The sequence below is a fragment of the Desulfosarcina variabilis str. Montpellier genome (genome assembly GCF_048565275.1).
GTDB lineage: Bacteria > Desulfobacterota > Desulfobacteria > Desulfobacterales > Desulfosarcinaceae > Desulfosarcina > Desulfosarcina variabilis.
Map to the genome: position 1 here is coordinate 6,319,692 of NZ_CP159846.1, position 22,141 is coordinate 6,341,832.

23 protein-coding genes, 2 tRNA genes and 1 pseudogene are annotated in these 22,141 nt (G+C 50.3%); 11 read left to right on the forward strand and 15 right to left on the reverse strand.

Annotated elements, in window-relative coordinates:
* Positions 1–15: 15 nt before the first annotated feature.
* The 3 genes and pseudogenes from Dvar_RS28470 to Dvar_RS28480 all read right to left on the reverse strand — a co-directional run bounded on the left by Dvar_RS28470 (position 16) and on the right by Dvar_RS28480 (position 3,213).
* Positions 16–1,440, reverse strand: a complete 1,425-nt coding sequence (locus Dvar_RS28470; protein ID WP_419656528.1) for an ATP-binding protein — start codon at positions 1,438–1,440, stop codon at positions 16–18.
* 54 nt (positions 1,441–1,494) lie between these two features.
* Positions 1,495–2,025, reverse strand: a complete 531-nt coding sequence (locus Dvar_RS28475) for a hypothetical protein (protein WP_419656529.1) — start codon at positions 2,023–2,025, stop codon at positions 1,495–1,497.
* A 195-nt stretch (positions 2,026–2,220) separates the two neighbouring features.
* A pseudogene (locus Dvar_RS28480) lies at positions 2,221–3,213 on the reverse strand (ARPP-1 family domain-containing protein).
* Between the two features lie 704 nt (positions 3,214–3,917).
* On the opposite strand from Dvar_RS28480, the gene Dvar_RS28485 reads away from it, so the two are divergent.
* From Dvar_RS28485 to Dvar_RS28510, 6 genes are all read left to right on the forward strand, one after another.
* Positions 3,918–4,325 carry a JAB domain-containing protein gene (locus Dvar_RS28485; RefSeq protein WP_419656530.1) on the forward strand — a complete coding sequence of 136 codons (408 nt, stop codon included), beginning with the start codon at positions 3,918–3,920 and terminating at the stop codon, positions 4,323–4,325.
* A 96-nt stretch (positions 4,326–4,421) separates the two neighbouring features.
* The gene (locus Dvar_RS28490; RefSeq protein ID WP_419656531.1) at positions 4,422–4,820 is read left to right on the forward strand and encodes a Rad52/Rad22 family DNA repair protein; all 399 of its coding nucleotides are present in this window, start codon (positions 4,422–4,424) and stop codon (positions 4,818–4,820) included.
* A gap of 16 nt (positions 4,821–4,836) precedes the next feature.
* The gene (locus Dvar_RS28495) at positions 4,837–5,037 is read left to right on the forward strand and encodes a hypothetical protein (RefSeq protein WP_419656532.1); all 201 of its coding nucleotides are present in this window, start codon (positions 4,837–4,839) and stop codon (positions 5,035–5,037) included.
* Positions 5,038–5,280: 243 nt separating this feature from the next.
* Positions 5,281–5,826: a CD3072 family TudS-related putative desulfidase gene (locus Dvar_RS28500; RefSeq protein ID WP_419656533.1), complete on the forward strand. Its 546-nt coding sequence runs from the start codon at positions 5,281–5,283 to the stop codon at positions 5,824–5,826.
* Position 5,827: 1 nt separating this feature from the next.
* Entirely contained in the window at positions 5,828–6,601 is a 774-nt protein-coding gene (locus tag Dvar_RS28505; protein WP_419656534.1) for a substrate-binding periplasmic protein, read from the forward strand.
* Positions 6,602–6,628: 27 nt separating this feature from the next.
* Positions 6,629–7,300 (forward strand): amino acid ABC transporter permease, encoded by a 672-nt coding sequence (locus tag Dvar_RS28510; protein ID WP_419656535.1) that lies wholly within the window; start codon positions 6,629–6,631, stop codon positions 7,298–7,300.
* A 222-nt stretch (positions 7,301–7,522) separates the two neighbouring features.
* On the opposite strand, the gene Dvar_RS28515 is transcribed toward Dvar_RS28510, so the two are convergent.
* Positions 7,523–7,780 (reverse strand): helix-turn-helix domain-containing protein, encoded by a 258-nt coding sequence (locus Dvar_RS28515; RefSeq protein ID WP_419656536.1) that lies wholly within the window; start codon positions 7,778–7,780, stop codon positions 7,523–7,525.
* Between the two features lie 221 nt (positions 7,781–8,001).
* Here Dvar_RS28515 and Dvar_RS28520 point away from each other — a divergent pair, with 221 nt between their 5' ends.
* The gene (locus tag Dvar_RS28520; RefSeq protein ID WP_419656537.1) at positions 8,002–8,169 is read left to right on the forward strand and encodes a hypothetical protein; all 168 of its coding nucleotides are present in this window, start codon (positions 8,002–8,004) and stop codon (positions 8,167–8,169) included.
* Between the two features lie 117 nt (positions 8,170–8,286).
* On the opposite strand, the gene Dvar_RS28525 is transcribed toward Dvar_RS28520, so the two are convergent.
* The 10 genes from Dvar_RS28525 to Dvar_RS28570 form a co-directional block, all read right to left on the reverse strand.
* Positions 8,287–8,364: transfer RNA gene (locus Dvar_RS28525), tRNA-Glu, on the reverse strand.
* A gap of 20 nt (positions 8,365–8,384) precedes the next feature.
* Positions 8,385–8,457, reverse strand: a tRNA-Lys gene (locus Dvar_RS28530).
* Between the two features lie 82 nt (positions 8,458–8,539).
* Entirely contained in the window at positions 8,540–9,988 is a 1,449-nt protein-coding gene (locus Dvar_RS28535) for a TrkH family potassium uptake protein (RefSeq protein ID WP_419656538.1), read from the reverse strand.
* Positions 9,989–11,353: a Trk system potassium transporter TrkA gene (gene trkA / locus Dvar_RS28540; protein WP_419656539.1), complete on the reverse strand. Its 1,365-nt coding sequence runs from the start codon at positions 11,351–11,353 to the stop codon at positions 9,989–9,991.
* 341 nt (positions 11,354–11,694) lie between these two features.
* The gene (locus tag Dvar_RS28545) at positions 11,695–12,435 is read right to left on the reverse strand and encodes an energy-coupling factor transporter transmembrane component T family protein (RefSeq protein WP_419656540.1); all 741 of its coding nucleotides are present in this window, start codon (positions 12,433–12,435) and stop codon (positions 11,695–11,697) included.
* Positions 12,423–13,172 (reverse strand): energy-coupling factor ABC transporter ATP-binding protein, encoded by a 750-nt coding sequence (locus tag Dvar_RS28550; protein WP_419656541.1) that lies wholly within the window; start codon positions 13,170–13,172, stop codon positions 12,423–12,425. The genes Dvar_RS28545 and Dvar_RS28550 overlap by 13 nt, the downstream gene beginning before the upstream one ends.
* A gap of 5 nt (positions 13,173–13,177) precedes the next feature.
* Positions 13,178–13,738, reverse strand: a complete 561-nt coding sequence (locus tag Dvar_RS28555; RefSeq protein ID WP_419656542.1) for a biotin transporter BioY — start codon at positions 13,736–13,738, stop codon at positions 13,178–13,180.
* A 56-nt stretch (positions 13,739–13,794) separates the two neighbouring features.
* Positions 13,795–14,721, reverse strand: a complete 927-nt coding sequence (locus tag Dvar_RS28560; RefSeq protein ID WP_419656543.1) for a biotin--[acetyl-CoA-carboxylase] ligase — start codon at positions 14,719–14,721, stop codon at positions 13,795–13,797.
* Between the two features lie 156 nt (positions 14,722–14,877).
* Positions 14,878–15,894, reverse strand: a complete 1,017-nt coding sequence (locus tag Dvar_RS28565) for an NAD(P)H-dependent flavin oxidoreductase (protein WP_419656544.1) — start codon at positions 15,892–15,894, stop codon at positions 14,878–14,880.
* A gap of 251 nt (positions 15,895–16,145) precedes the next feature.
* Positions 16,146–17,159, reverse strand: coding sequence for a beta-ketoacyl-ACP synthase III (locus tag Dvar_RS28570; RefSeq protein ID WP_419656545.1), 1,014 nt, complete (start codon positions 17,157–17,159; stop codon positions 16,146–16,148).
* A gap of 1,344 nt (positions 17,160–18,503) precedes the next feature.
* Here Dvar_RS28570 and Dvar_RS28575 point away from each other — a divergent pair.
* The 3 genes from Dvar_RS28575 to Dvar_RS28585 are packed head-to-tail and all read left to right on the forward strand — an operon-like array spanning position 18,504 to position 20,053.
* The gene (locus Dvar_RS28575; protein WP_419656546.1) at positions 18,504–19,031 is read left to right on the forward strand and encodes a hypothetical protein; all 528 of its coding nucleotides are present in this window, start codon (positions 18,504–18,506) and stop codon (positions 19,029–19,031) included.
* A gap of 10 nt (positions 19,032–19,041) precedes the next feature.
* Entirely contained in the window at positions 19,042–19,506 is a 465-nt protein-coding gene (locus Dvar_RS28580; RefSeq protein ID WP_419656547.1) for a hypothetical protein, read from the forward strand.
* 10 nt (positions 19,507–19,516) lie between these two features.
* A complete protein-coding gene (locus Dvar_RS28585; RefSeq protein ID WP_419656548.1) occupies positions 19,517–20,053 on the forward strand; it encodes a hypothetical protein in 537 nt (178 codons plus the stop codon).
* Positions 20,054–20,442: 389 nt separating this feature from the next.
* On the opposite strand, the gene Dvar_RS28590 is transcribed toward Dvar_RS28585, so the two are convergent.
* The gene (locus tag Dvar_RS28590) at positions 20,443–20,706 is read right to left on the reverse strand and encodes a hypothetical protein (protein ID WP_419656549.1); all 264 of its coding nucleotides are present in this window, start codon (positions 20,704–20,706) and stop codon (positions 20,443–20,445) included.
* Positions 20,707–20,722: 16 nt separating this feature from the next.
* Between Dvar_RS28590 and Dvar_RS28595 the strand changes: the two genes are divergently transcribed.
* Complete coding sequence (locus Dvar_RS28595) at positions 20,723–21,214, forward strand: hypothetical protein (RefSeq protein WP_419656550.1); 492 nt, start codon at positions 20,723–20,725, stop codon at positions 21,212–21,214.
* Positions 21,215–22,141: the final 927 nt, after the last annotated feature.

Sequence of the window (22,141 nt, forward strand, 5' to 3'; positions counted from 1 at the left end):
AAATCCTGCCTTACTTCAAACTTCAAACTTTTTTATCCTGTATTTCTGCAAACGACTGTTCGGCTTCTCCGGAATGGTATAGTCCAGCTTGCCTGCCTGAATAAGCTTTCGTATGAGGCTGTTTAAATATCCAGAGGGTTTGCCCTTACCCAACCGTTTCGCGATTTCAGATTTTGAAAGGGGCTCTTTTTCCAAAAGTGCAAGTATCCGCATTTCCATGTCTGACTCTGCCCCTGACTCTGCCCCCACATCTGACTCTGGCTGTGACTCCGCCCTCCCGTCTTTTTCAGGCTTAGTCAGAATCGGTTCCGCCAATGTCACGGTAACACGCATTCGCATGCCGATTTCCCTAATTTGCAGTTCGGGAAGGCCCAAAGATTCAGCCTCTTTGAGGATTCGACGGATACCGCTGCCCCATTGTTCGATCAGGTTCAACTCACGAAACACCCGCGCGATGACATGGTTCCGGATTTTGGAGATCCCCTGCTTCATGTCATCGATGGTCATGCCGGGAAGTAGGATGCCCGGATTTTCCACTTCGATACGGTCATCATAGAAAGCGATACGGGTTGGGGCGCCGCGCTGAGAATAGTCGGCATGCACCAGGGCGTTGATGACCACCTCGCGCAGAATGCCGAGTGGAATATTCCAGACGTCCTTGCGCCGGATTTCAGAAAAATCGGCTCCTCGCATGGCGTGCTTTTTTAGAAACAGCATGATGCTTTCCACGGCTTGGGGCAGATGATCAGGGATTTCCATGTGATCGAAGATGTCGGCCTTGTCCCGCCCTACAAACCGGCCGCATTGAATCCAGGCATCGGGAAAGTGTCGTGTCCGGTCTTTCCCAAACAGCAATACAGCCCCTTTGGTGGGAAAGCTTCTTCCCTGTTCGCGGGTCAGCAGCTTCAGAGAAAAAAGTTCCTCTTCGTCCAGATGGTGCCGATCACGAAATTGATCCCTTATCGCCGCCAAATCCAAATCGTCCCGGGACAAATCCGGCATTGGGAGTTCGTCAAAAGCGACCCCTTCTGCAGAACGGCGCAATTCGCCAATCAATTCCCGGTCCGCCTGGCGATTGGTCGAGCCGAGCCGGACATACACACCGTTTTCCGGTCCTTCCGCCTTCAGGTAATGGGGACGCAAACCGCTGAGAAGCACCTCCATCACCAGAACGGTCTTGTCCTCAAGAGTCATCAACTCTACATTGGGCACCAGACGCGGAGAAATGGAGTCGGCAATCAAGCTGCAAATCCGTTCTTCCTCATCCAATGGATGCGATACGCCAACAATCCGGCGGTTATCATCCACCCCAATCAACAATCGCCCCCCTGCCGTATTGGCGAATGCCACAAGCGTTTTCAGGATCGGCCGGGGAGAGGATAGGTCGCGTTTGAACTCCAGGGTTTTCCCCTCTGAAAGGGTCGTTATTTGATCGGTCATCACAAATGTTCCTCTGCAAAGTTTGAAGTAAGGAACAATCCTCTTTTTCAAACTTCAAGCTTCAAACTTTTTCGAATTCATCCACTTTTTTATTTCATCACAGGCCATCTGGCGCTCCCGCGCCCGTCCACCGCGGATAGCGTCGATCAGGCTCAGCAATTCATAAAGCTTTTGGTCTTCACGTGCCGCCTTTGGAACGGATTTGTACAACGGTGAAAACGATTGCCCCCGAACCTCACCATCTGGATCCGGCCACACCGGAGGCAAATCCTCACCCGTCTCGAAATATGATGATAATACCGGACCCGCATAGCCCGTGGGCATACCTCGGGTGATTTCTCCCAGGTCAGGTACAAATACATAAGGCAGTCCATAAAAAAGGAACGATTCCATGTTTCGTGCATTCGGTGTGATGCAATCTCGCTGGGCAGATGCCAAGTGCGCCTTAATTAGCCGCTTAACACCTGCATGAACTTCGGACGGACTCATCCACAACGTGGTTGCCATCCGTCCGTAGGACCAATCATTCCCACCGATTACAACCAGTTTTGCTAAAATCAATACATCCTGGGGTTTAAGTATCATCACACCCTCCATTCTTTATTCGCGATTCGCGAATAAAGAATGGAATAAAATTAAACTCATGTCAAGTATTTACCCACCACCTTGGAAAGCTGGTCTCCTCGCATTTTTGAAGTTCGAAGTTCGAAGCGTGAAGTTAGAAATTTTTCACCCTTCATCATTCCCTCTTCAAACTTCACCCTTCAAACTTCAAACTTTCTAACTCCCCTGCCTGCCCCGTCTGGTGGAAAATCGCTGGAATTCGATACGGCTGTTGCCGGGGCCGTCGTCTTTCCTGAATGCCGACACATGCAAAAGTTTCGACCCATCCGTGAGAGCTGTCCCGTGCGCAATCCTCGATTCAAAAGATATGGTAGCACCGACGCTCACCACCGGATGTCGCTGCCCTTTCGCCTTTTTAACAGACTCAACGAACGCTTTGGCTTTCGCCGGCGCAACCGATGGTACTTTTTCCTTATTATGAACACTTTCTATGGCGTCCATGGCATAGCTGTTGACCAGGTTACTGAAAAATCGAGTAAACGTATCGTTGCTGGCGAAACATTCAAGGCCAGTTACCGTACCATCGATGGCAAACATCGCGCCCACCTGATGCTCGACCAGGTGAAAGCTGTCGCTGTAATCGGCCAGCTTGTCTTCATAATGTTCGAAAACGTCGGACATGGCCATGGTTGGTGAATTTACCCTCATCCGTCTGGATTTTTTTCTGATGTTGTTCCAGATTCACGCCTGATCCGTGCGATGACCAGCACCCCGTGCCAGGAAACCCACCATGCATTCCTGAACCTCTCTACGCAAAGATGAATGCATGACCTTTTCTCCGGATGAGAAATTCTGGCTGTCATAATGCCAGCGCTGCTCTTCGACGCAGCTGACGGGAATGGTCATAGCGGTCTTGCCTGCAATCAGAAAGGATGCATTGACGATGCGATTCTGTTTGGCCCCTTTGAGTTCTTCACTCTCAATCAACAAGATTGGCAATTTGAAATTATTCTTTAATTTTAATCGGTTGACATTGCCTGATGCATCGACCTCGGTGACCACCAGCACCCCGCTGTCGATGGCCTGTTCGAGGGTCAGGTAATAAGGTTCTACAATTTCCGGAAATAACACTGGATATATGGTTAAATTTTGATGAACCTGCTTCTTTGCCAGCCAGCAATCCTGTAAAAACGAAACTACTGACATCATGTCGACACCCCCTTGTTGAATTTCCCGTGAGGCTAATATGACATATTGTCAGATGGGGTCATAGATCGGGACTTTTGCAGGAATTATTTATTTTTTTTCTGAAGATATGAGAAAATTAATAAATTCCGCGACCACGAATAAACTCTCCCCAATCGTTCACCGGTAAGAAAAGACAGTAGTAATAGATAAACGCAATTGATACGATCATTCTCATTTAATATTTGGATAAATTGTCTTTTCCAAGAACGGCAGTATACTGTCAGCAACCTGGGTATAATGAATCCACTTCAACAGAACAACTCCATCTATCGCCGATAAAGACATAATCATATTATTTGTAGGATTAATTTTAACGGGAATTGTACCTTATTGAGATAATGACCTTTATTGTCAATAGCTATTATGAAATGCACATTTTAAAATTTAATTTGGGAAAAACATCGACATTCTATTATGGAAAAACGCACAGGTTTCATCAGTTCTTAACAACCTTTAATTTTTGTTATAAACCACATCATTTTATGGCCATTTAATAGCCCGCCTTTAGTTGTTTCTGGATTTTTTGCCATTAGATAAATCAATCATATAATTGTTATAAGATATTATAACACAACAGAATTGTCATACATTATCATATAAACAGACAGTGACTTTTGATTTGAAACTGTATGGCGCCGTCCCTTCAACATTTACGGAGGCCGTGTATGAAACAAAATGAAAACAGTAACCGATTCCCCCCATACACAGATCAACAACGCCAGCCCATTGCCCAAAAGAGTATCGCCATCTACCGCGTAACCCTGGTCAAAGACGAAACCGTCTCCTTTGGCCAGGCCAACCTGTGCAACTCTCATCAGGCCCACGCCGTGCTTCAGAACCTCATTCTCACCAGAGGCCAGCCGGACCGGGAGCAGTTCGTGGTGGCCCTGCTGAGCGCCAAAAATCAGATGATCGGCATGAACATCGTCTCTGTGGGCGCCCTGTCGGCTACGACGGTTCACCCGCGCGAGGTCCTTAACCGGCAATTTTGTCCAATCCGTCATAGACGAAACAGCCTGATCCCGTCTCAAGCGCCCTCCCTCTGCCCCCTGCCCACCTCATCCGGTTTTTAGCCAAGAGAAGTCACTGCACAGAAGCGACAAATACCAACCAAGGTCAGAATACGGTGAAATACACCGATCCCCTGTCAATACCTGAAAGGAAGATCTATGAATCGTGAACTGTTGGGACAGCCCTTTCCGCCCGAGGCCATCCACCAGCGGGAGGGAAATTTCGGCCACCTGATCGACTACATCGAGGGCCACAGCGTCATCCAGCGTCTCAACGACGCCCTGGACGGCAACTGGAGCTTCGAGGTGGTGGAGCATCGCGTGTTCGATGAACTGGACGAAGTTATGGTGCTGGGCAAACTGTCCACGCACGGGTTGGTCAAATCCCAGTTCGGCGCCAGTGCGATCAAGCGTGCCCGTGAAACCCGAGAAATCATATGCCTGCCTACCTTACCGATCTGGAATGCAGCCGGTTTCCAAGCCAGGCGCCGGAATATCCGGTACTGTGGCTTTGCACCGTTGCAGCAGACGCAATATACCCTTCGGCCAGGTGGTTGAGATCGATTGAAAGGAGGTGGTTTTTACGGGTGATGAAAAGACATTGGAGGTCGCGGCAGACGCTGGCAGGCGGTTGACCGTCAATGCTGGCGGCATTCCGGCGGAAATCATTGCTGTCGGCATCGCCGCGGGTGTGGTCGTGGTTGCCGTTGGGCTGGGCTACGGGATTTACAAGGGTAGCCGGTATCTGCTCAATTATTCACGATCAGCATCATGAATGGAGTGGAAAGTCCCTCCTTTGTATTTGGCCAGCGGGGGACTTTTCATTTTTTGCATGAACAGCCATGTGATCTAAAAGGTCCGGGCAGGTTGCATGACTTCTGTAACAAAATAGAACGATCAGGGCACATCATACATTTGGCCATTCTATCATTTATCTCTTTCTGATAGGAATTATCAATTTGATAAGTCTTTAAGTTGAATAGTAAGCAGCCTTAACACATTAGAAAGGAGAAGCGCTGTGAACCGGAGTAAAAAAATTATTATTGTCTGCCACTGCATCCTCAATGCAAATGCTAAGGTCAGCCCTTTAGCTGTCTACCCGGGAGTATTGCGACAGGCCATGGATGCTTTCATTGAAGCAGGCACAGGCATTTTTCAGCTTCCATGCCCGGAAACATCCTATATGGGGCTGAACCGATGGGGGATGTGTTTTGAACAATATAACCAGCCCAATTACCGGCGGCACTGCCGCCGGATACTTGAGGCCTCTGTGGATCAGATCGAAGCTTTTTCATCGGCCGGATATGAGATTTGCGGCATCATCGGCGCAGAAGGCAGCCCCAACTGCGGAGTGACGAAAATCCCCTCAGGTTTGACCGGTGGGACAATAAGGGATCGCGAAATGGTTGAATCCCAGCTCAAAAACTTAACTTACAAAAAAGGCAGCGGCGTTTTTTTAAGAGAACTTAAAAAGATGCTGAGTGACAAAGGCATATCCTTAAAGATGATGGCAGTGGATGAGAAAAACCCCTCTACATTAATCCAACTGGAAAAGGAGAGCTAAAATGAAACGGCATCTATCCTTAACATGGACACTGGCGATCATGGTTCTGGTCATGGCGGCCAACGGATTTGCCAACGACTTATCATGGAAAAAGATTGAAAAAAAGGGCGTACTGACAGTGGGATTCTGTGCCCAGTATCCCCCGTTTGAATTCAAAACCGAAACCGGAGAGTTTAAAGGCTTTGATGTGGACATGGCCAATGCACTTGGAAAGCAGCTTAATATCGCAATTAAATTAAAGGACGGTGAGTGGCAGGGACTTATTGCCGGTCTTAAAAAGGGCGATTACGACGTCTTAATCACTGGCATGGTCAAAACCCCTGAAAGAATGGAACGGGTTGATTTCAGTGACAAATATGTTGACCTAAACGAAGTGCTGATCGTTCATAAAGACGAGGAGAGCATCCACGGGAAACAAGATTTGAAAGAGAAAACTGTAGGAGCTCAGCTGGCCTCTAACGGTGAACGGGTGATGAACGGCATCAAAGATATGATCGGAGAGACTAAAACATATAATTACACCACAGAAGCGTTCATGGATCTTAAGTTCAAACGGATTGATGCCTTAATCTGCAGTATTGCCTATGCAGCTGTCCAGATAAAAAAGGACCCCTCCTTCAAGGTGGTTGGAGATCCGCTAAAATCAAACGAAATCTGCATTGCTCTACCAAAGGGTAGCCATGAACTTGCCTCTCGGATCAATTCGGCCCTGACAGACATCAAGGCCAATGGCACACATCAGCAAATCTATGAAAAGTGGCTGGGGCTCAATTAATCCTGTCCCAGGAAGGCGGCAGGTCCCTTGGACGGTTTCAAAACAATACTGATTTTTCAAAACCACAGAGAGCTGCTTTTAGGGGCGGGTATCACCCTACAAATTACTTGCGTCTCTTACGTCATTGCCTTGGCCATTGGCACCGTTGTGGGGATTGCCAGGTCCAGACCAAGACGGCTGAATTTTCTTTTGACCCCCTATGTGGAGATCTTCAGAGGGACCCCGCTGTTGATCCAACTTTTTTTTATCTACTATGCTTTGCCTTCTGTCGGGATTACCATCAGCAGCTACACCGCAGCCTATTTAGGAATCGGATTATGCAACGGCGCCTATATATCTGAAATTATCAGGGGCAGCCTTTATGCCGTGGACAAAGGACAGGAAGAGGCCGCTATCTCTTTGGGGTTAAACAGATTCCAGAGCCTGAAACATGTCATTCTGCCTCAGGCTATCCAGGTGGCCATCCCCGCGCTTGTGAATTCCTTTTCTGCCCAGCTCAAGGAGACTTCCCTGGTATCGGTGTTAGCCATAAATGAATTGACCCGGGCAGGTCAGATGGTCTATGCAAGAACTTTTCGGCCGTTTGAGATTTACTTGGCTGTGGGTGCGATGTATTTTATTATGACCTATAGCGTATCCATTCTCTCCAGATATCTTGAAAAGTTTTTCCATGCGAGCGGAAAAGTCAGCCAGGCCTGAATTCCCGTTCATAAGCCTTTAATTTATGGACCACAATAAAACATCTTTTTTACTTAAAACTGAATATAACTTTTTTCATCACCTGGAATTCTCAGCGTTCGCAAAAAATCGATTTTCAATTCAGCCGTCGAATGAACTTCTGGAAACTTGAATCGCAGGGTATCTTTTTTTTAAGCTCTATCATACAATTATTCCTTTACCGTTTTCCATCCCGCACCTCCCTCACAATGCGCAAGACAGCGTTATCCGACATATTTTTAATTCCCTGATGAGTTGCGCAAACAGTGTAGGCCGCTTCCTTATGATTTGCTGGATATCCTCAGAAACCTTACCGCTCAAGGCCAACAAAACATCAGGATCTTCATCGAGTTCCTGTGCCAGGGCGTATATTTTTTCCTCTGAGAGGTAGGTATTCTCCCCACGTTCCACTTTGCTGAGATAGGAGGGTTCAATATTTATACGCTGGGCGACCTGCCTCAACGAATATCGTCGGTCTTTTTCGCGAAGTTCCTCCCCGCGTTCCCGAACAAATTTCCCAAAATATTATAGTGCAGCGGATTATGTGTTTCTGGATCATTCTGAAAACTGGAAGTGGACTCCTCAGCACGACTACAAGACTGTGCCTTCGATGAGCGGATACTATTTTCCTTCTTCGGCGCAACAACACTCCGAAACTTGGGATCGAATCAAAAGGCTACCCGTTGCGAATCATCCAAACGATTCTACGGCACAAAAGCCCGAGCACTACTGAACGGTACCTGCGCAGTATCGGGCTTGACCCGGCGGTTCGGGAGGCACTCGAAGAAGGCATCAGCCGGCCAGCCAAAGTCATCAACCTGCCGGTGAAAAGAGCATCGATTGGACCATAGTTTCAATTTTACGTCCACGATTTACGTCCGCAGGCAAATTCCGGAAACAAAAAAGCCACTGATCAGCAATTTGCTGCGTCAGTGGCCTTAAATAGGGAATTAAATATATTTATTAAGTGGCGTCCCCAAGGGGATTCGAACCCCTGTCGCCGGCGTGAAAGGCCGGTGTCCTGGGCCAGGCTAGACGATGGGGACGCATACTTTGCTAATTGTGATGGGCCGTGTTGGGCTCGAACCAACGACTCTCTGCTTAAAAGGCAGATACTCTACCGACTGAGTTAACGGCCCTCAAAAGAAAAACCGTTTGTATATGTCAGGGGCCCTTTTGTCAACAGCTAAATTCTATTTTCGTATCTTTTTTTGTTATTTTCTATTTTCGCCAGAATTCAGGTACAATCAAAATGATCAGTGTATAGATTTCAAGCCGCCCCAGGAGCATGCACCAGGCCAGCAGCCACTTACCCATGGTTGGAATTTGGGCAAAATTCTCCACCGGCCCCACCATTCCAAAGCCGGGTCCGATATTGCCGATGGTCGCCGCCACCGCCCCCAAAGACGTGACAAAGTCCACCCCGATACCGGCCAGCACCACCGTGCACACAGAAAAAAGCGCCATGTAGAGCGCCAGAAACCCGAGCACACTGCGAACAACGTCTTCAGGCACGGTTTTACCGCCGATTTTAATGTGGGTGACCGCCCGGGGATGAATCATGGAAAAAAGCTCTTTATAGCTGTACTTGAAGCAGAGCATGATGCGCAGGCATTTCATGCCGCCGCCGGTCGACCCGGCCGATGCTCCGGCAAACATACACCAAAAGATAATAATCTGGGACATGGCCGGCCACAGCTCATAATCCGCCGTGGCATAACCGGTGGTGGTAACAATGGAAACCACCTGGAAGGCGGCATAGCGCAGGGCCTGCAGTGGATCAGGATAGACCGTTTGATAAATGTTCAACCCGACCACGATCGTCAGGATGACGCACATGGCCAGGTAAAAACGGCATTCCGAATCTTTCCACAGGGCCATGGGCTGTCCCCTGAGGAGCTGGTAGTGCAAAGAGAAGTTGATGCCGGCCATCAGCATGAAAAGCGTGATCACCACATCGATATAGACACTGTCAAAATGCGCCACAGAGGCATTTTTAGTCGAGAAACCGCCAGTCGGCATGGTGGTGAAGGCATGGTTCAGGGCATCGAACATGCTCATTCCGCCGGCGAGCAGCAGGATCACCTCGAGAACGGTAAACAGGGCGTAGACTTTCCACAAAATCATGGCTGTGTCGCGGATGCGGGGCTTGAGCTTATCCGGCACGGGGCTGGGCACCTCCGCCTTGTAAAGCTGCATGCCACCGACCCCTAAAAAGGGCAAGATGGCAATGGACAGCACAATGATGCCCATCCCCCCCAGCCACTGGATAAAACTGCGCCAGAGCAACAGCCCCCGGCTCAGGCCCTCAATATTGGTCAAAATCGATGAGCCGGTGGTGGTAAAGCCCGATACAGATTCGAAAAAGGCGTCCACAAACAAAAAGGATGCATCGGAAAAATAAAACGGCAAGGCACCAAACAGGCCGATGGCGGTCCAGCCCACAGCCACAATGGCCATGCCTTCCCGCTGGCTGATGGTTTCTGTTTTCTCATGACGGAAAATTGCCACCAGCAAAACGCCGCAAACCAATGTGGCGATGATGGCCTTGGTCAGCGGCATCAGGCTGGGATCCATGGTAAAAAGCTCATAGGCCAGCGGGATCAGCATGGTTCCGCCGAAAAACAGGATCAACACCCCGATGGTGTGCAGGATATAGCGCCAGCGCATTTAAATATACTCCAGCTTGACAGATAAAATTTTCTCAACCCCGGGAATCGCCTGGCGGGTGGCAAAAATAATGATACGGTCCTCCGGTTCGATGATACTGTCACCGGTGGGAATGATAATACTTTGCTTGCGGATGATGCCGGCCACCATTGATCCTTTTGGAAAAGCAATTTTCTTCAAGGGCTTGGACACAATATCGGAGGTCGGCAGGGCCAGGGCTTCCATGACCTCGCCCTCTTCCCCTTTAATGGAAATGGCCGAGAGCACCTTGCCCCGGCGGATGTGCTGCAGGATGGAATTGATGGCCGATAAGCGCGGGCTGACCACCTGTTCAATCCCAATGGTGGACATCAGGGAAAAGTAACTGAACTTGTTGATCTGGGTAATGGTCTTCTTGGCGCCCAGGCGTTTGGCCAGCAGCGAGGCCAGAATATTGGTCTCCTCGTCACTGGTCAGGGTGACAAACAGATCCGTATCATGAATGTTTTCTTCCACCAGCAGGCTTTGATCGGATCCATCCCCATGCAGCACTACGGTCCGATCCAGGCGCTCGGCCAGGATACCGCAACGGTCAGGGCGTTTTTCAATCAGCTTGCAGGCGATTGATTTTTCCTCAAGCCGCTTGGCCAGCCGATACCCGATGCGTCCCCCGCCGACAATCAGCACCCGTTTCACCTGTGAGGCGTGTTTATCGAAGATGGAAAGATGCTTGAACAGCTTTTTTTCCTCGCTGATAAAGTAGACCAGGTCCCCCCCGCGCAAATGATCGTTGCCCTTGGGAATAATCAATACATCCTCACGAACCACGGCGGCGATCAAGGGGCGTTCTTCCTCTACTATATTGGGCAAATCAGCCAGTTTGACCCCCGCCAGACGCGAACCGGGATCAATGTAGATACCGACGAATTTTATCCGGCCATCGGCAAACTCTCCCACATCCACGGCGCCGGGGACGCTCATCAGGCGTTCGATGGTACGCACGACCTCGATCTCAGGGTTGATGACCGTATCGATGTGGGGGGCGTTGTTTTTAAACACCTCATAATAGGTGTCAAAATCGGCCCCGCGCAGACGGGCCAGTTTCTTGGTCATTGGCGACAGGGTATCGGCCATCAGGCAGGCCACCAGATTCACCTCATCGGAATCGGTGACGGCCAGCATGATTTCAGCTTCACGGACCCCGGCGGTTTCCAGAATCGCCGGACTGCTGCCTGATCCGATGACCGTCTGCACGTCAATGGTTTCCGATAGTCGTTTCAACGCCTGGGCATTGGAGTCGATAACCACCACATCTTTATTTTCCATGGCCAGGCGGCTGGCGATATGAAACCCCACCTCGCCGGCACCCACAATAACGATTTTCAACGCCATCCTCCTTTACAAATGGGGCCTCGCACAATCGGCAAAAATGGTGAAACCATCAAGCACAACGATCATCAATATGACATAGTGCCCATCCAGAACCTGGATGGGCACGACCTTGAGTCCATCAAAAAAGCAGCTATGCCTTACACCAGCACTTTACTGCTGTCAAACAAAGGGATCCATGGAGTGAGAAATGTTATCCATATGGTGCGAAATTGTGCTGCTATCGTCAAGAGGGATTAACAATCGGCAGGAAACCCTTAGGATCGGAAATTTTATTAATTGACCCAAATTACTTGTTCTTGCGCCCGTCTTCGGCGTTGCACCAACGGCCACATCCATTAGGGAATCAGCACGGCCAAACAAAGCAGCACCCCGCTGCCCATGGCCCAGCCGTCCCAGCGGCTAAAGGACAGCTCAGGCAGGGTTCGGGCTTCATTGTAGCAACGGGCCTGCATGGCCACCGACAGTTCGTCGGCCCCCCAAAAAACGCGTCGGAACAACGGGATAGAAAATTTTACCAGGCGTAAAAGCGGATTTTTACGCATCTCGATGCCCCGTGCGCGCTGGGCATCGGATATTTCAGAGGCATGGGTAAGAATTACCGGCAGGAAACGCACCACCAACCCCACCATTGTGGCCAGCATCTTTTCATCCACGAAAGGGACAGGTTTCATGAACCACACCAGCGCCGCACGAATGTGAGCAATACGGGTGGTCGCCATCAGCAGGATCCCCATGAGCACCACCACCAGCAGGCGCCAGCAGACGAGCAGCCCTTCTGCGGCTGCCGCAGAGGATATGACGGGCATCCAGTCATCATCGAGGGTAACGGTGCGCACAATAAAAACAAACAGCAGAAAAAAGAGAAAATAACGGATTTCACGGATTAACTGGAACAGCTTTAAGTGGGCTGACCGAAAAAGCACCGCCAGTGCGAAGGACACAATCGATAAAAAATAAACACCGCCCCATACGCTGACCACACTCAAGCCCAACATCAGTGCCTGTTTGGTACGCGGATCCAGGCGATGCAGCAGGGATTGGCCGGGATTGAATCCAATGGTGGTCAACTCGCCCATGGACGGATGCCTCTACCCAATTGAACAGAGCATGGTGGCCGGATGCCATAGTCTTGGATGCCATGGATTATTTTTTCAGGGTGACCATCCTGGACCACACGCCCCTTGGCCATGATCACCAAACGCTGGGTATGGGCGATTACCTTTTCCAAATCGTGGGTGGTAATGACGATGGTATGTCCGTTTTGATGTAGTTCAAGAATCTGATCAAGAACCCTGACCGTTGCAGGGAAATCCAGATTGGAGAAAGGTTCGTCCATCAAAAGAACCTTGGGCCTCATGGCAAGTACCCCGGCAATGGCCAGGCGCCGCTTTTCACCACCTGACAGGTAATGCGGCCGCTTGTTTTCAAACCCGCAAAGGTCCACGGCAGCAAGCGCCCGGCTTACCCGTTGGTCAATTTCGTCTCTTGGCAGCGCCAGATTTTCAGGGCCAAAGGCCACATCGTCATAAACCGTTTCACCGACAATCTGACTGTCCGCATCCTGGAAAACCATCCCCACCAGACGTCGGGCGGCCGACGGATCTTTTTTCACCGACAAGCCGCAGACCCTCACGTCTCCGGACTGGGCCACGAGCAGCCCGTTCAAATGGCGCAGCAGGGTTGTTTTGCCGGAACCATTTGCACCGGCGATGACACTCAATTCACCTTCATTGAGTGCCAGGCTGACATGGTCAAGCCCCAGGCTACCGTCGGCAAAACGATGGGAAAGGGTGTTGATCTGAATGATGGACATCAAGATCAGCCGGCCGAGTGAACCACTTGAAAGGAACCATCGATCATGGGCCGCAAGGTTCTGGCAATGGGAATGGCGGCGGCAATTTTAACGACATCGCCGATTAAAAAAGGAAGCATGCCCACAGCGGCCGCCTTGGACAGGCTCATGCCCGTAATCACCTTGAGCCATGGCACGCCAAAGGTGTAAATGACGGCAGTACCGGCCAGCATGGCCAGCACATCGACGATCACGCGGCCCCGGCCCCGTTCGGAAATCACGCCAATCAGATAGGCGGCGGCCAGAAACCCCAGCAGATATCCACCGGTCGGGCCGATAAACCTGCCCACCCCACCGGTTCCACCGGCAAATACCGGCAGACCCGCTGCGCCGGCCACCAGATACACACCGATGCTGATGGCCGCCCACCGGCCGCCAAGCAGCAATCCGGCCAGCATCACAAACAGGTTCTGCAGAACAATGGGAACCGGCCCAATGGGAATGGCAATATAGGCGCCAACCGCCGTCAATGCAGCCATGAGGGATGCGTAAACCATGCGTTTGAGTTGTTGATCCTGATTTTCCATGGGAGTGTTTTTCCTATCGGTTGGGGTGTTGAGCGTGCAGCACGGTGCCGCATTTTTTATCGGTGAAAACAATCGCCGACCAAGACGGTTTTCATTGCGCCATCGGCCTGACGAACGATCAGTCCGCCATGGTCATCGATATCCACGGCCGCGCCTTCGATCATGTCCTTGATCGTAAACACACGCACCCGCTGTCCGATGGTCACATTCAGGGCCTTCCACTGATCCACCACCTTTTGGGAATCAAAGGCGGCCATGCGCTTTTCAAACCGATCGAGAAATCCGGTTAAGATTTCCCGGCGTGGAACGGACCGTCCTAATAGCGATTTCATGGAAACCGCGACAGGTTCATCGGTCTGCGCTGTATTGTTGACGTTAAGGCCAATACCGATGTTAATGTAGGCCACTTGCTCTCCCTCGGCTTCCAGCTGGGATAAAATGCCGCATATTTTGTGTTTGCCAACCAGAATATCATTGGGCCACTTCACCCCGGCGTCGATCTGGTAGTCGGACCGCAACAGCTCCGCCATATCCACAGCCGCGGCCAGATTGATCAAACCAACCAAAAGCATGGGGATATCCGGGCGAACGACAACAGAAAAATAAAGACCACCCTCCCCCGACAACCAGTCCCGCTGCATGCGTCCCCGCCCCTGGGTCTGGCGGTCAGCTACGACCACAGTGAAATTCGGACAGCCCTGGCGAGCCAATTCGGTCGCATCGTCCATGGTGGACAACGTTTGCGGATGATAATGGATGCGCTTTTGCCTTGCGCTAAAGGCCCAGGGCTGCAGATTATCCGGATCATTTTCCAACTGATAGCCCTTGGAAGAGGCCACAATGGGAACACCGGACTGAACCAGGGCCTGGATATGTTTCCATACGGCGACCCGGCTGATCCCCAGGGCTTCGCTGAGGGTCTCCCCGGAAATCACATGGTCGGCAAGATTGAGGATTTTGATGATATGCTGTTTGGGATCCATTTGGTTAACCTTTCATTTTGATATGGTTAACCAAATTTAAGCATAGATGTCAAGGCAATTGTAAAGGGGTAGTGTCAAGTGCTAAGTTTAAAGTGTTAAGCAAATGTATTCTATCGATTCTTGTTACCTTAGAACCGCAAAAAAATAATTTTCACCTCATATTTCAGAAAAACACTTGGCCAGCCGCTGCATTTCGGCTTCGGCATCGTTGATCAACTCATCGAAAATGTCCTGTAAGGGAAGGATTTTGTCAGCCAGGCCCACACTTTGGCCTGCCATCAGGGACCCATTTTTCATGTCACCATCAACCACGGCGTTACGAAGCGCGCCCATCCAGAAGCGTTCCACCTCGTACTGCGCTTCCGTGCGATCGATAGTCTGGTCCTCAAGTTTTCTGATCAGTGATAGCTGGAGCTTGCCAAATTCATCGGTGCCCACATTTTTAAGCGCTCTTACCGGAATCACGGGAAGCCGACTGTCAAATTGGGGGGTTGCCACTGCATCGCGAGCCTTGGCTCTGCGAAAGCTTTCCTTGAAATCCGGATGAACCGCGCACTCTTCGGACATAACGAAACGCGTTCCCATTTGAATACCGGCAGCCCCCATCATCAACAGGTGCGCCATCATGCGGCCGGTAGCAATACCACCGGCAACAAAAATCGGAACCGAGTCCACGACAAACAATATCTGCTGAATTAAAACGGTCAACGATACCGGGCCGATATGTCCCCCCGCCTCGGAGCCCTCTAAAACCAGGGCATCGGTCCCCATTTTGACCAGCTTCAAAGCCAATTGTTCGGTTGGCGCAAAACAGATCACCCGGGCACCGCTGTCCTTGGCTCGCTGAATTTCATTTTCTTTGGGAATGGATCCGGCAAAAACAATCACATCGCAGCCCATCCCGCAGACCATGTCCAGTTGGTCCTGGTAGGCCGGCGCAATGGTGATCAGGTTCACCCCAAAAGGATCGGATGAAAGCGAGCGAGTCTTTTTTATCTGATTTTCGAGCACATCCACAGGCGCATTGCCCCCCGCCAACAGACCGAACCCGCCACAGCGGCCCATGTGACTGACCAATTCAGGCTCACTGACCCACGTCATGGCACCGCACATGATCGGATACCGGCAACCTAAAAACTGTCGCCCCTTGTCGAAGAATCGGTCAAGCAGCATCGTCTCCCCCTTAAATAGGCGTTGAAATGGATGTTACGCGTCAATTGGAATAATCATCTAAAAAATAAATTTTAAATATTGGTGAACTCGTAAAAAGCCTCCGTTCGGACGGATTCGTATGTCAGGTAAGTATAGGAAGGGAAAACGACCTTGGCAATCTTTTGCAAGTAATTCTTTACATCCATAATAATGGTTATTGCTGGATGCGCATTGATGGCAGCAGGGCAAGCGGGGATATGAGAAAGGCCGATCTACCAGCGTATGAGGATCGCACCATAGGTCAGGCCGGCACCGAAACAATCCAAAAGGATGAGTTGCCCCGCTTGAATGCGCCCGTCCCTGACCGCTTCGTCAAGGGCCGTCGGAATCGTGGCCGCCGAGGTATTGCCATAACGATCCACATTCACGATCACTTTTTCCCTGGGACAGCCAATCCGTCTGACCACAGCCTCGATAATCCGATAATTGGCCTGATGGGGAACAAACCAGTCCAGATCATCAATGGTAAATCCATTGCTTTCGAGTGCCCGGTTGGCAAATTCAGACAGGGTGCGCACGGCAACTTTGAAAATCTCTTTTCCGTTCATGCGCATTTTATGCATATTTTCAGCAAATCGCTCAGGGGTGAGTTCCATGCTCGATCCGCCGGCAGGAATATAGAGCAGTTCCCAAAGGTTCCCATCGGACAACAAATGACTGGAAAGGATGCGGGCCGGTGCCTCCGGTGCCGTCCGTTCCACAACGGCCGCCCCGGCCCCGTCACCGAACAGAATCCCGGTGCCCCTGTCACGCCAGTTGATGAAGGGATTGAGAACTTCCGCCCCCACCACCAATGCCGTGCGGGTCTGACCGGACTTGATAAACTGGTCCGCCGTTGCCAGGCCATATACAAAACCCGAACAAGCGGCATTGAGATCCATGGCCCACGCCCGGGACGCGCCAATTTTATGCTGAAACCAACAGGCTGTGGAAGGCAGCAACGTGTCCGGCGAGCAGGTGGCATAGATGATCTGATCAACATCCTCGGGTGTTCGACCGGCCATTTCCAGAGCTTTTCTGGCTGCCGCCACGCCCAGTGAAGAGTTTCGTTCTTCAGGGTTAGAAGGGTCGGAAAAGCGTCGTTCACGGATGCCCGTACGCTCATGGATCCACCGGTCGTCGGTGGCCACGTCCTCCTCTTCCAGCCTGTTTACAATATCGTTGTTGGTCATCCGTCGCTCAGGGAAAGCACAGCCGGTTCCAATTATTTTAGCAGCATATTTCATGGTTTGCCCAAAAACTCCATGTGACAGTGGAACATAGTCACAGTTTTATGCTTCAAATGATCAAAATCTTTTTAATTAGTTGTTTTTTTAATATCTTTCTTACATCCGTGGAGCCCTTGCAAGTAGTTTATACAAATAGTATTGTCAAGACATTTATGCCCCGGCGGCCAGGGGGTCGGTTATCCACACCGCGCTGTCAATAAAACGAAACTTCTCACAACCGGTTGTTATCGCATGTTATCGGGATGAACGGAAAGCGCCCACAGGAAAGGAATATCGGGGATATTGTGTAAAATAAGCCAAAACGGTGAACACTGTTAACCTAAATAATCGTCTGTAACGGCCTCTGCCTTGCAGCCTGGCTGTCGGACAATAATCAGGCGCCAGTGACACGCATGAAAAAATTCCGACGCATGCGTTCAAAGTGCATCGAGCAATCGTTCATGGATATTGTCAAACCCGCCATTACCAGTTCGATTTTAACATTTTGTTTTTATTATATTTTTATTCTTACAAAGGTCAGTTTTTGAGTCAAAAACGTCCAGAAAACGTACCGAACTGACATGACCTTTCCGTACTGTTTAAATACCCGGCTCCTTGTTCGATGGGAGCCGGGCTCTACCGCCTAAACGGGTGCCCGCCCCACCATCAAAGCAGCCCGCTCCACCCACCAGCATCCTTATATATTTGACAGGGTCCATTGACACCCCCGGCGGCCCGATGTCGTGGCCACGGGGCGGAAAATTCGTCAAGCTGGCATCCGGCCACAACCATCTCAGGAGAAACCCCGGATCATGTTTCCGATGTCGGCAAAAAGGATCAAAACCGGCGGATCGATGATTTTTTGACCTATATATAATACGTAGTATTATATATAGGCCAAACTTGCTCCAAGTCATCAAAACGCCTCAGATGATCTGAAAGCCCGAAAATTTGACGATCGCCTCTGACGAATACAGGAAGATAGGTTTTGGTATGAAATGCTGAAAATTTGCTTGACGTGCGTTTAAAATCCATGGGAAAATTATATCAGAGAATAAAAATAGGCTGTCAGTCGTTGGCGCGATCTGACAGCCCGAAGCCGGTGACCGGATGCGGTCACACTCAATAGTTCAACCTACCGCATCCCCCCGTTAGTGTCAACTACCACTGGTTTCAACTTCCTCGATTAGCATAGAGGCCCTGGTTCGATTCGTCAGCATGAGAGCGCAAAAGCGTCGATGCCCGAATGATTCTGGGACAACCTCCAGCAGCATCAAGCGGCCGGTTAGAGCATCGGCCCTTTCGGGTTACCTGTACCCGAAGGGTAGTGAGGACAGAGAGACGACAGCAGAGGTAGAGCGGATGCGGATCTACGACGAAATCAACAGAGAGCGTTTAGCAAGAAACAGACAGGCAATAGCAGCAGAGCTTAACCTCGACGCCTTCTGGTGGGAATGGCACATGACGATATCATTCAAACGGCCGTACACGGACGGTCTGACAGGTGTCCGCAGGGAACTGAACATCCTGCTCAAGTTCATATCCAACAGGGAGCGCGTCAACCTCGCTGGCATCGGGATTATCGTGTTTAAGGCGTCCGACGGATTCAACGCAGATAAAAGCCCCCACGCCCACCTGTTGCTAACGTCCCAGGACAAACCCGGCGTCAACCGCCTTTCATGGATCAATCGCCATCGTGGCAACCAACTGTTGGAGGAACATCTACCGCAGCACGACGGGAAAGTAACAGACAGCACCATGCTCGATCAGGGTGTCATGACAAATTATCTTTTGGCCCCTTGGAATATCAACTTGGATTCGTCTCGGACTGATTGGTTCGATATTTTCTATTACCGAAGAAACTTACTCAACAAACTGACAATCAAATAGGAGGTGCTACATGATCGAACTCAAACCCCAAACCGTTGAAACGCCTTTCGACAACCCGACGGCCCGCACCATTGGCTTTGAACTCAAAGGCAGTCGACTCCGGCGCACCATCGAACAATTGCCGATCTGGAACACCCAATACAAACCCCGGATGGCCCCGGTTGAAAAAATCATCATCTCCCAGGCTATTCAATTCGATTTTCAACAAACCGCCGATCGGATGCGGGCCTTCAATCAGGAAATGAGAGAGCTGGCTAGGATGGTTCAACTCGGCAAAGCATCGTGGAGCCCGGTCGTCTGTTTCACCGATGGCCGACGCCTATGGGCATGCTCCAGTTTCGAAACTATCATGGCGGCCAGATCCATTTCACCCCCGCCCGGCGTCCCCGTGATCTGCTACGAGGGCACTGAGGCAGATGCAATCCAATTTGCAATCAATCACTCCGATAATATCACCGCCAAAAAAGCGGCATAGGAGGTGTTCAATGAGTTTTGACCAATTGACATCAAAACGCGCAGAATCCGCCGATCCGTATGCCTCGAAAAACATACGAGAAGCCAACGAGGCGGTGTTCAACCACTATGGCGTGGCACTGCCCGGCAAACGTGGCGCTCAACAGCCCCCAGTGCCCCGAAACGGCGATGAACTGGAAAAAGGTGGCATTATTCCCGATCGAACGAACAAATCATTCCTGGAAGCCCTCGACCATTTGGAAAAATTGGTTGAGGAGAGATCGCAGGCCCCCGCGCCGAAGGCGCCCACACCCGCACCAGCACCCAGGAAACAGCCAGCGCCCCGGCGATCCGGCGGCAGCCCGGTCATATCGCTCAATGGCATGAAAGTTCAGAGTCCAGCACAGGCGGCGGCCGATAAACGGCAGGCAGCGGCCCTGGAAGCGCATCGGTGCAAGGTTCGATTGATGTGCCCCACGGAACGCCGCTCCATGGCGGCCGGACTTTTCCGCGAGGGCCGGAAGCTCAACGAGGTGGCCAACATCATGGCCGGCAAGCGTCTGCCCTAACAATTTCGAGCCGCTGAACGCACCGGACTTGCCCCAGCGGCTCAGCCGGGGGTGGAATCATCCGTGACCCACCCCTGACAACCAATTACGCCGTGGTCGGCCTCCGGTAATGGTACCGGATCAGTCGGCCAGCAGGGGCGGCACCCGGCCGGCCCCGGTAACCCTGCAAACCATTGCCTTAGGACAATGTAATTAATTCCGGGGGCGGCCAAAACCAACTATCTCAACCGCCAGTACCCAGGCGGCCGGGAAACAGCCGGCGGTGAACGTCCTCCATCAACGCCGTCGGCAATTCAAACATGAGGTGACCCATGAACGAAATCGAGAAGCGAGTGCTGAAATGCGACGTTAGAACTGTCCTACCCGTAGACAACCCCGATGTTTTGAATTCACTGACCCAACTCGGCCGAGTCCTGCAACGGTGCACTGAGCGTGCTTTTACCAAACAGGGCAAACTCCGGCGGGTTCGGACCATCGAAAAAACCATGGCGGACATATGGCAGATCAGGGAATGTGCCCAGATTTTCGGGTTGTTTCTGGATAATCAAGTTTCCCACGATGCGGCGGTGATTCAAGGCGATGGCTCGAAAACCAGATAAAAAGCTTTCCCCCATCGAAAAGCGGATGAAGGCCCGTGAGCTGTATTTATCCACCGGCGGCTCCTTGACCATGGCGCAGATCGGCGAAAAGGTGGAGTTGAGCCGCCAGACAGTGGCTAAGTATCGTCTCGCCGATGGATGGGACGCTGAATTAGCCCTTGTTGCCGAAGCGGCGAAGGTGAAGGCAGTGGATATCGTCACAGACAAAATCAGCGTAGCATTCGATCGCCACCTATCGAACCTTGAAGCCCTCGACCGCCGAATTGAAACCCTTCTCACCGAGGAAAAACTCAATCCGGCGGCCGTCGCCCAATTGGCAAAGGCGGCATCGACGATCATTCAAAGCACACGGCTCCTGAACGATCAATCAACTGCTAATCACGCCGTCGATGCCAGAGTCAGCCCTGCCGGCACCCACCCAGGTCGAACAGAAATCGGCAGTGCCGGTTTTGACAAAGCCATGGATTTCATCATGAAGACCGGCGACGAAAACGGCCAATGTTTACTTTCACAACTGATTGAAATCAGACAAAAAATCGTATCGATTGCGGATACGGATTAACATGAGCGTTAACACAGACAACCCCGATGTTAACCTCCAGCAAATATCTGTGGATCGGGCAATGTCACGGCATCGCCATAATTTCCTGATTTTAACAAAACAATCTTTAGGAACTTGGCTCTATCGGTTAAAGGGAAATACGTCTGATGGTATCTTAGAGGTATTGTAAAACACACGTTTTCAGGGGATGTCAAAACGGCAAATATCCTGTACTTATGTTGCCGATTTTATTATGTTGCTAATTCTCTTGATTCGTTTTTCTGATTCCTCTATTTGATTCACAAAAAAATAAATATTTTCTATATAATTCATCTAATTATAACTATTGCATTGACTTCCTTAGTGGCTATTGATAGCTTTATTTAAGTGATACGATATGGAAGAATTTTAGTTCTCTTCTTCGGATCGTAAAAAGCCTCATTTAAAGCACCTCAGCGGAAATGGAGAAGTAATTCCAATGAAAAAACTTAAACGAGGCATAAAATTTGTTTTTTTCCCATTTTGCAGACTAAAAGCAAAGAAGTCGCCACAAGTCAGCTTTCGTAGAGGTGCCCTATAGGTAAATTATTTATGTTGCGGTTTTTGTGACAAATTTGCAACAAACTGTGTAACACATTAAAATCAATGCAAATAAAAATCTACACCACCTTCCCCTAAAAACCAAATTATTTCAATAAGATATGTCGCTTCGCAACATAACTGTACCTATCAGTATCTGCACCCATTTTCAGTGGAGTTTACATAATCTTGTCTATCACAGTATTTGACAGTGATGGCCGACGCAAGGTAATCTTCATCTGTCGCAATTCTAATTTCCTGATAAAAATTGGTTCCAAATACGATGGTAGGATGAAAATGTCTATTTTATGCTCTATTTGGAATGTTATCATGACGTCTATATAACATCCCCATATGGGACGTAAAATA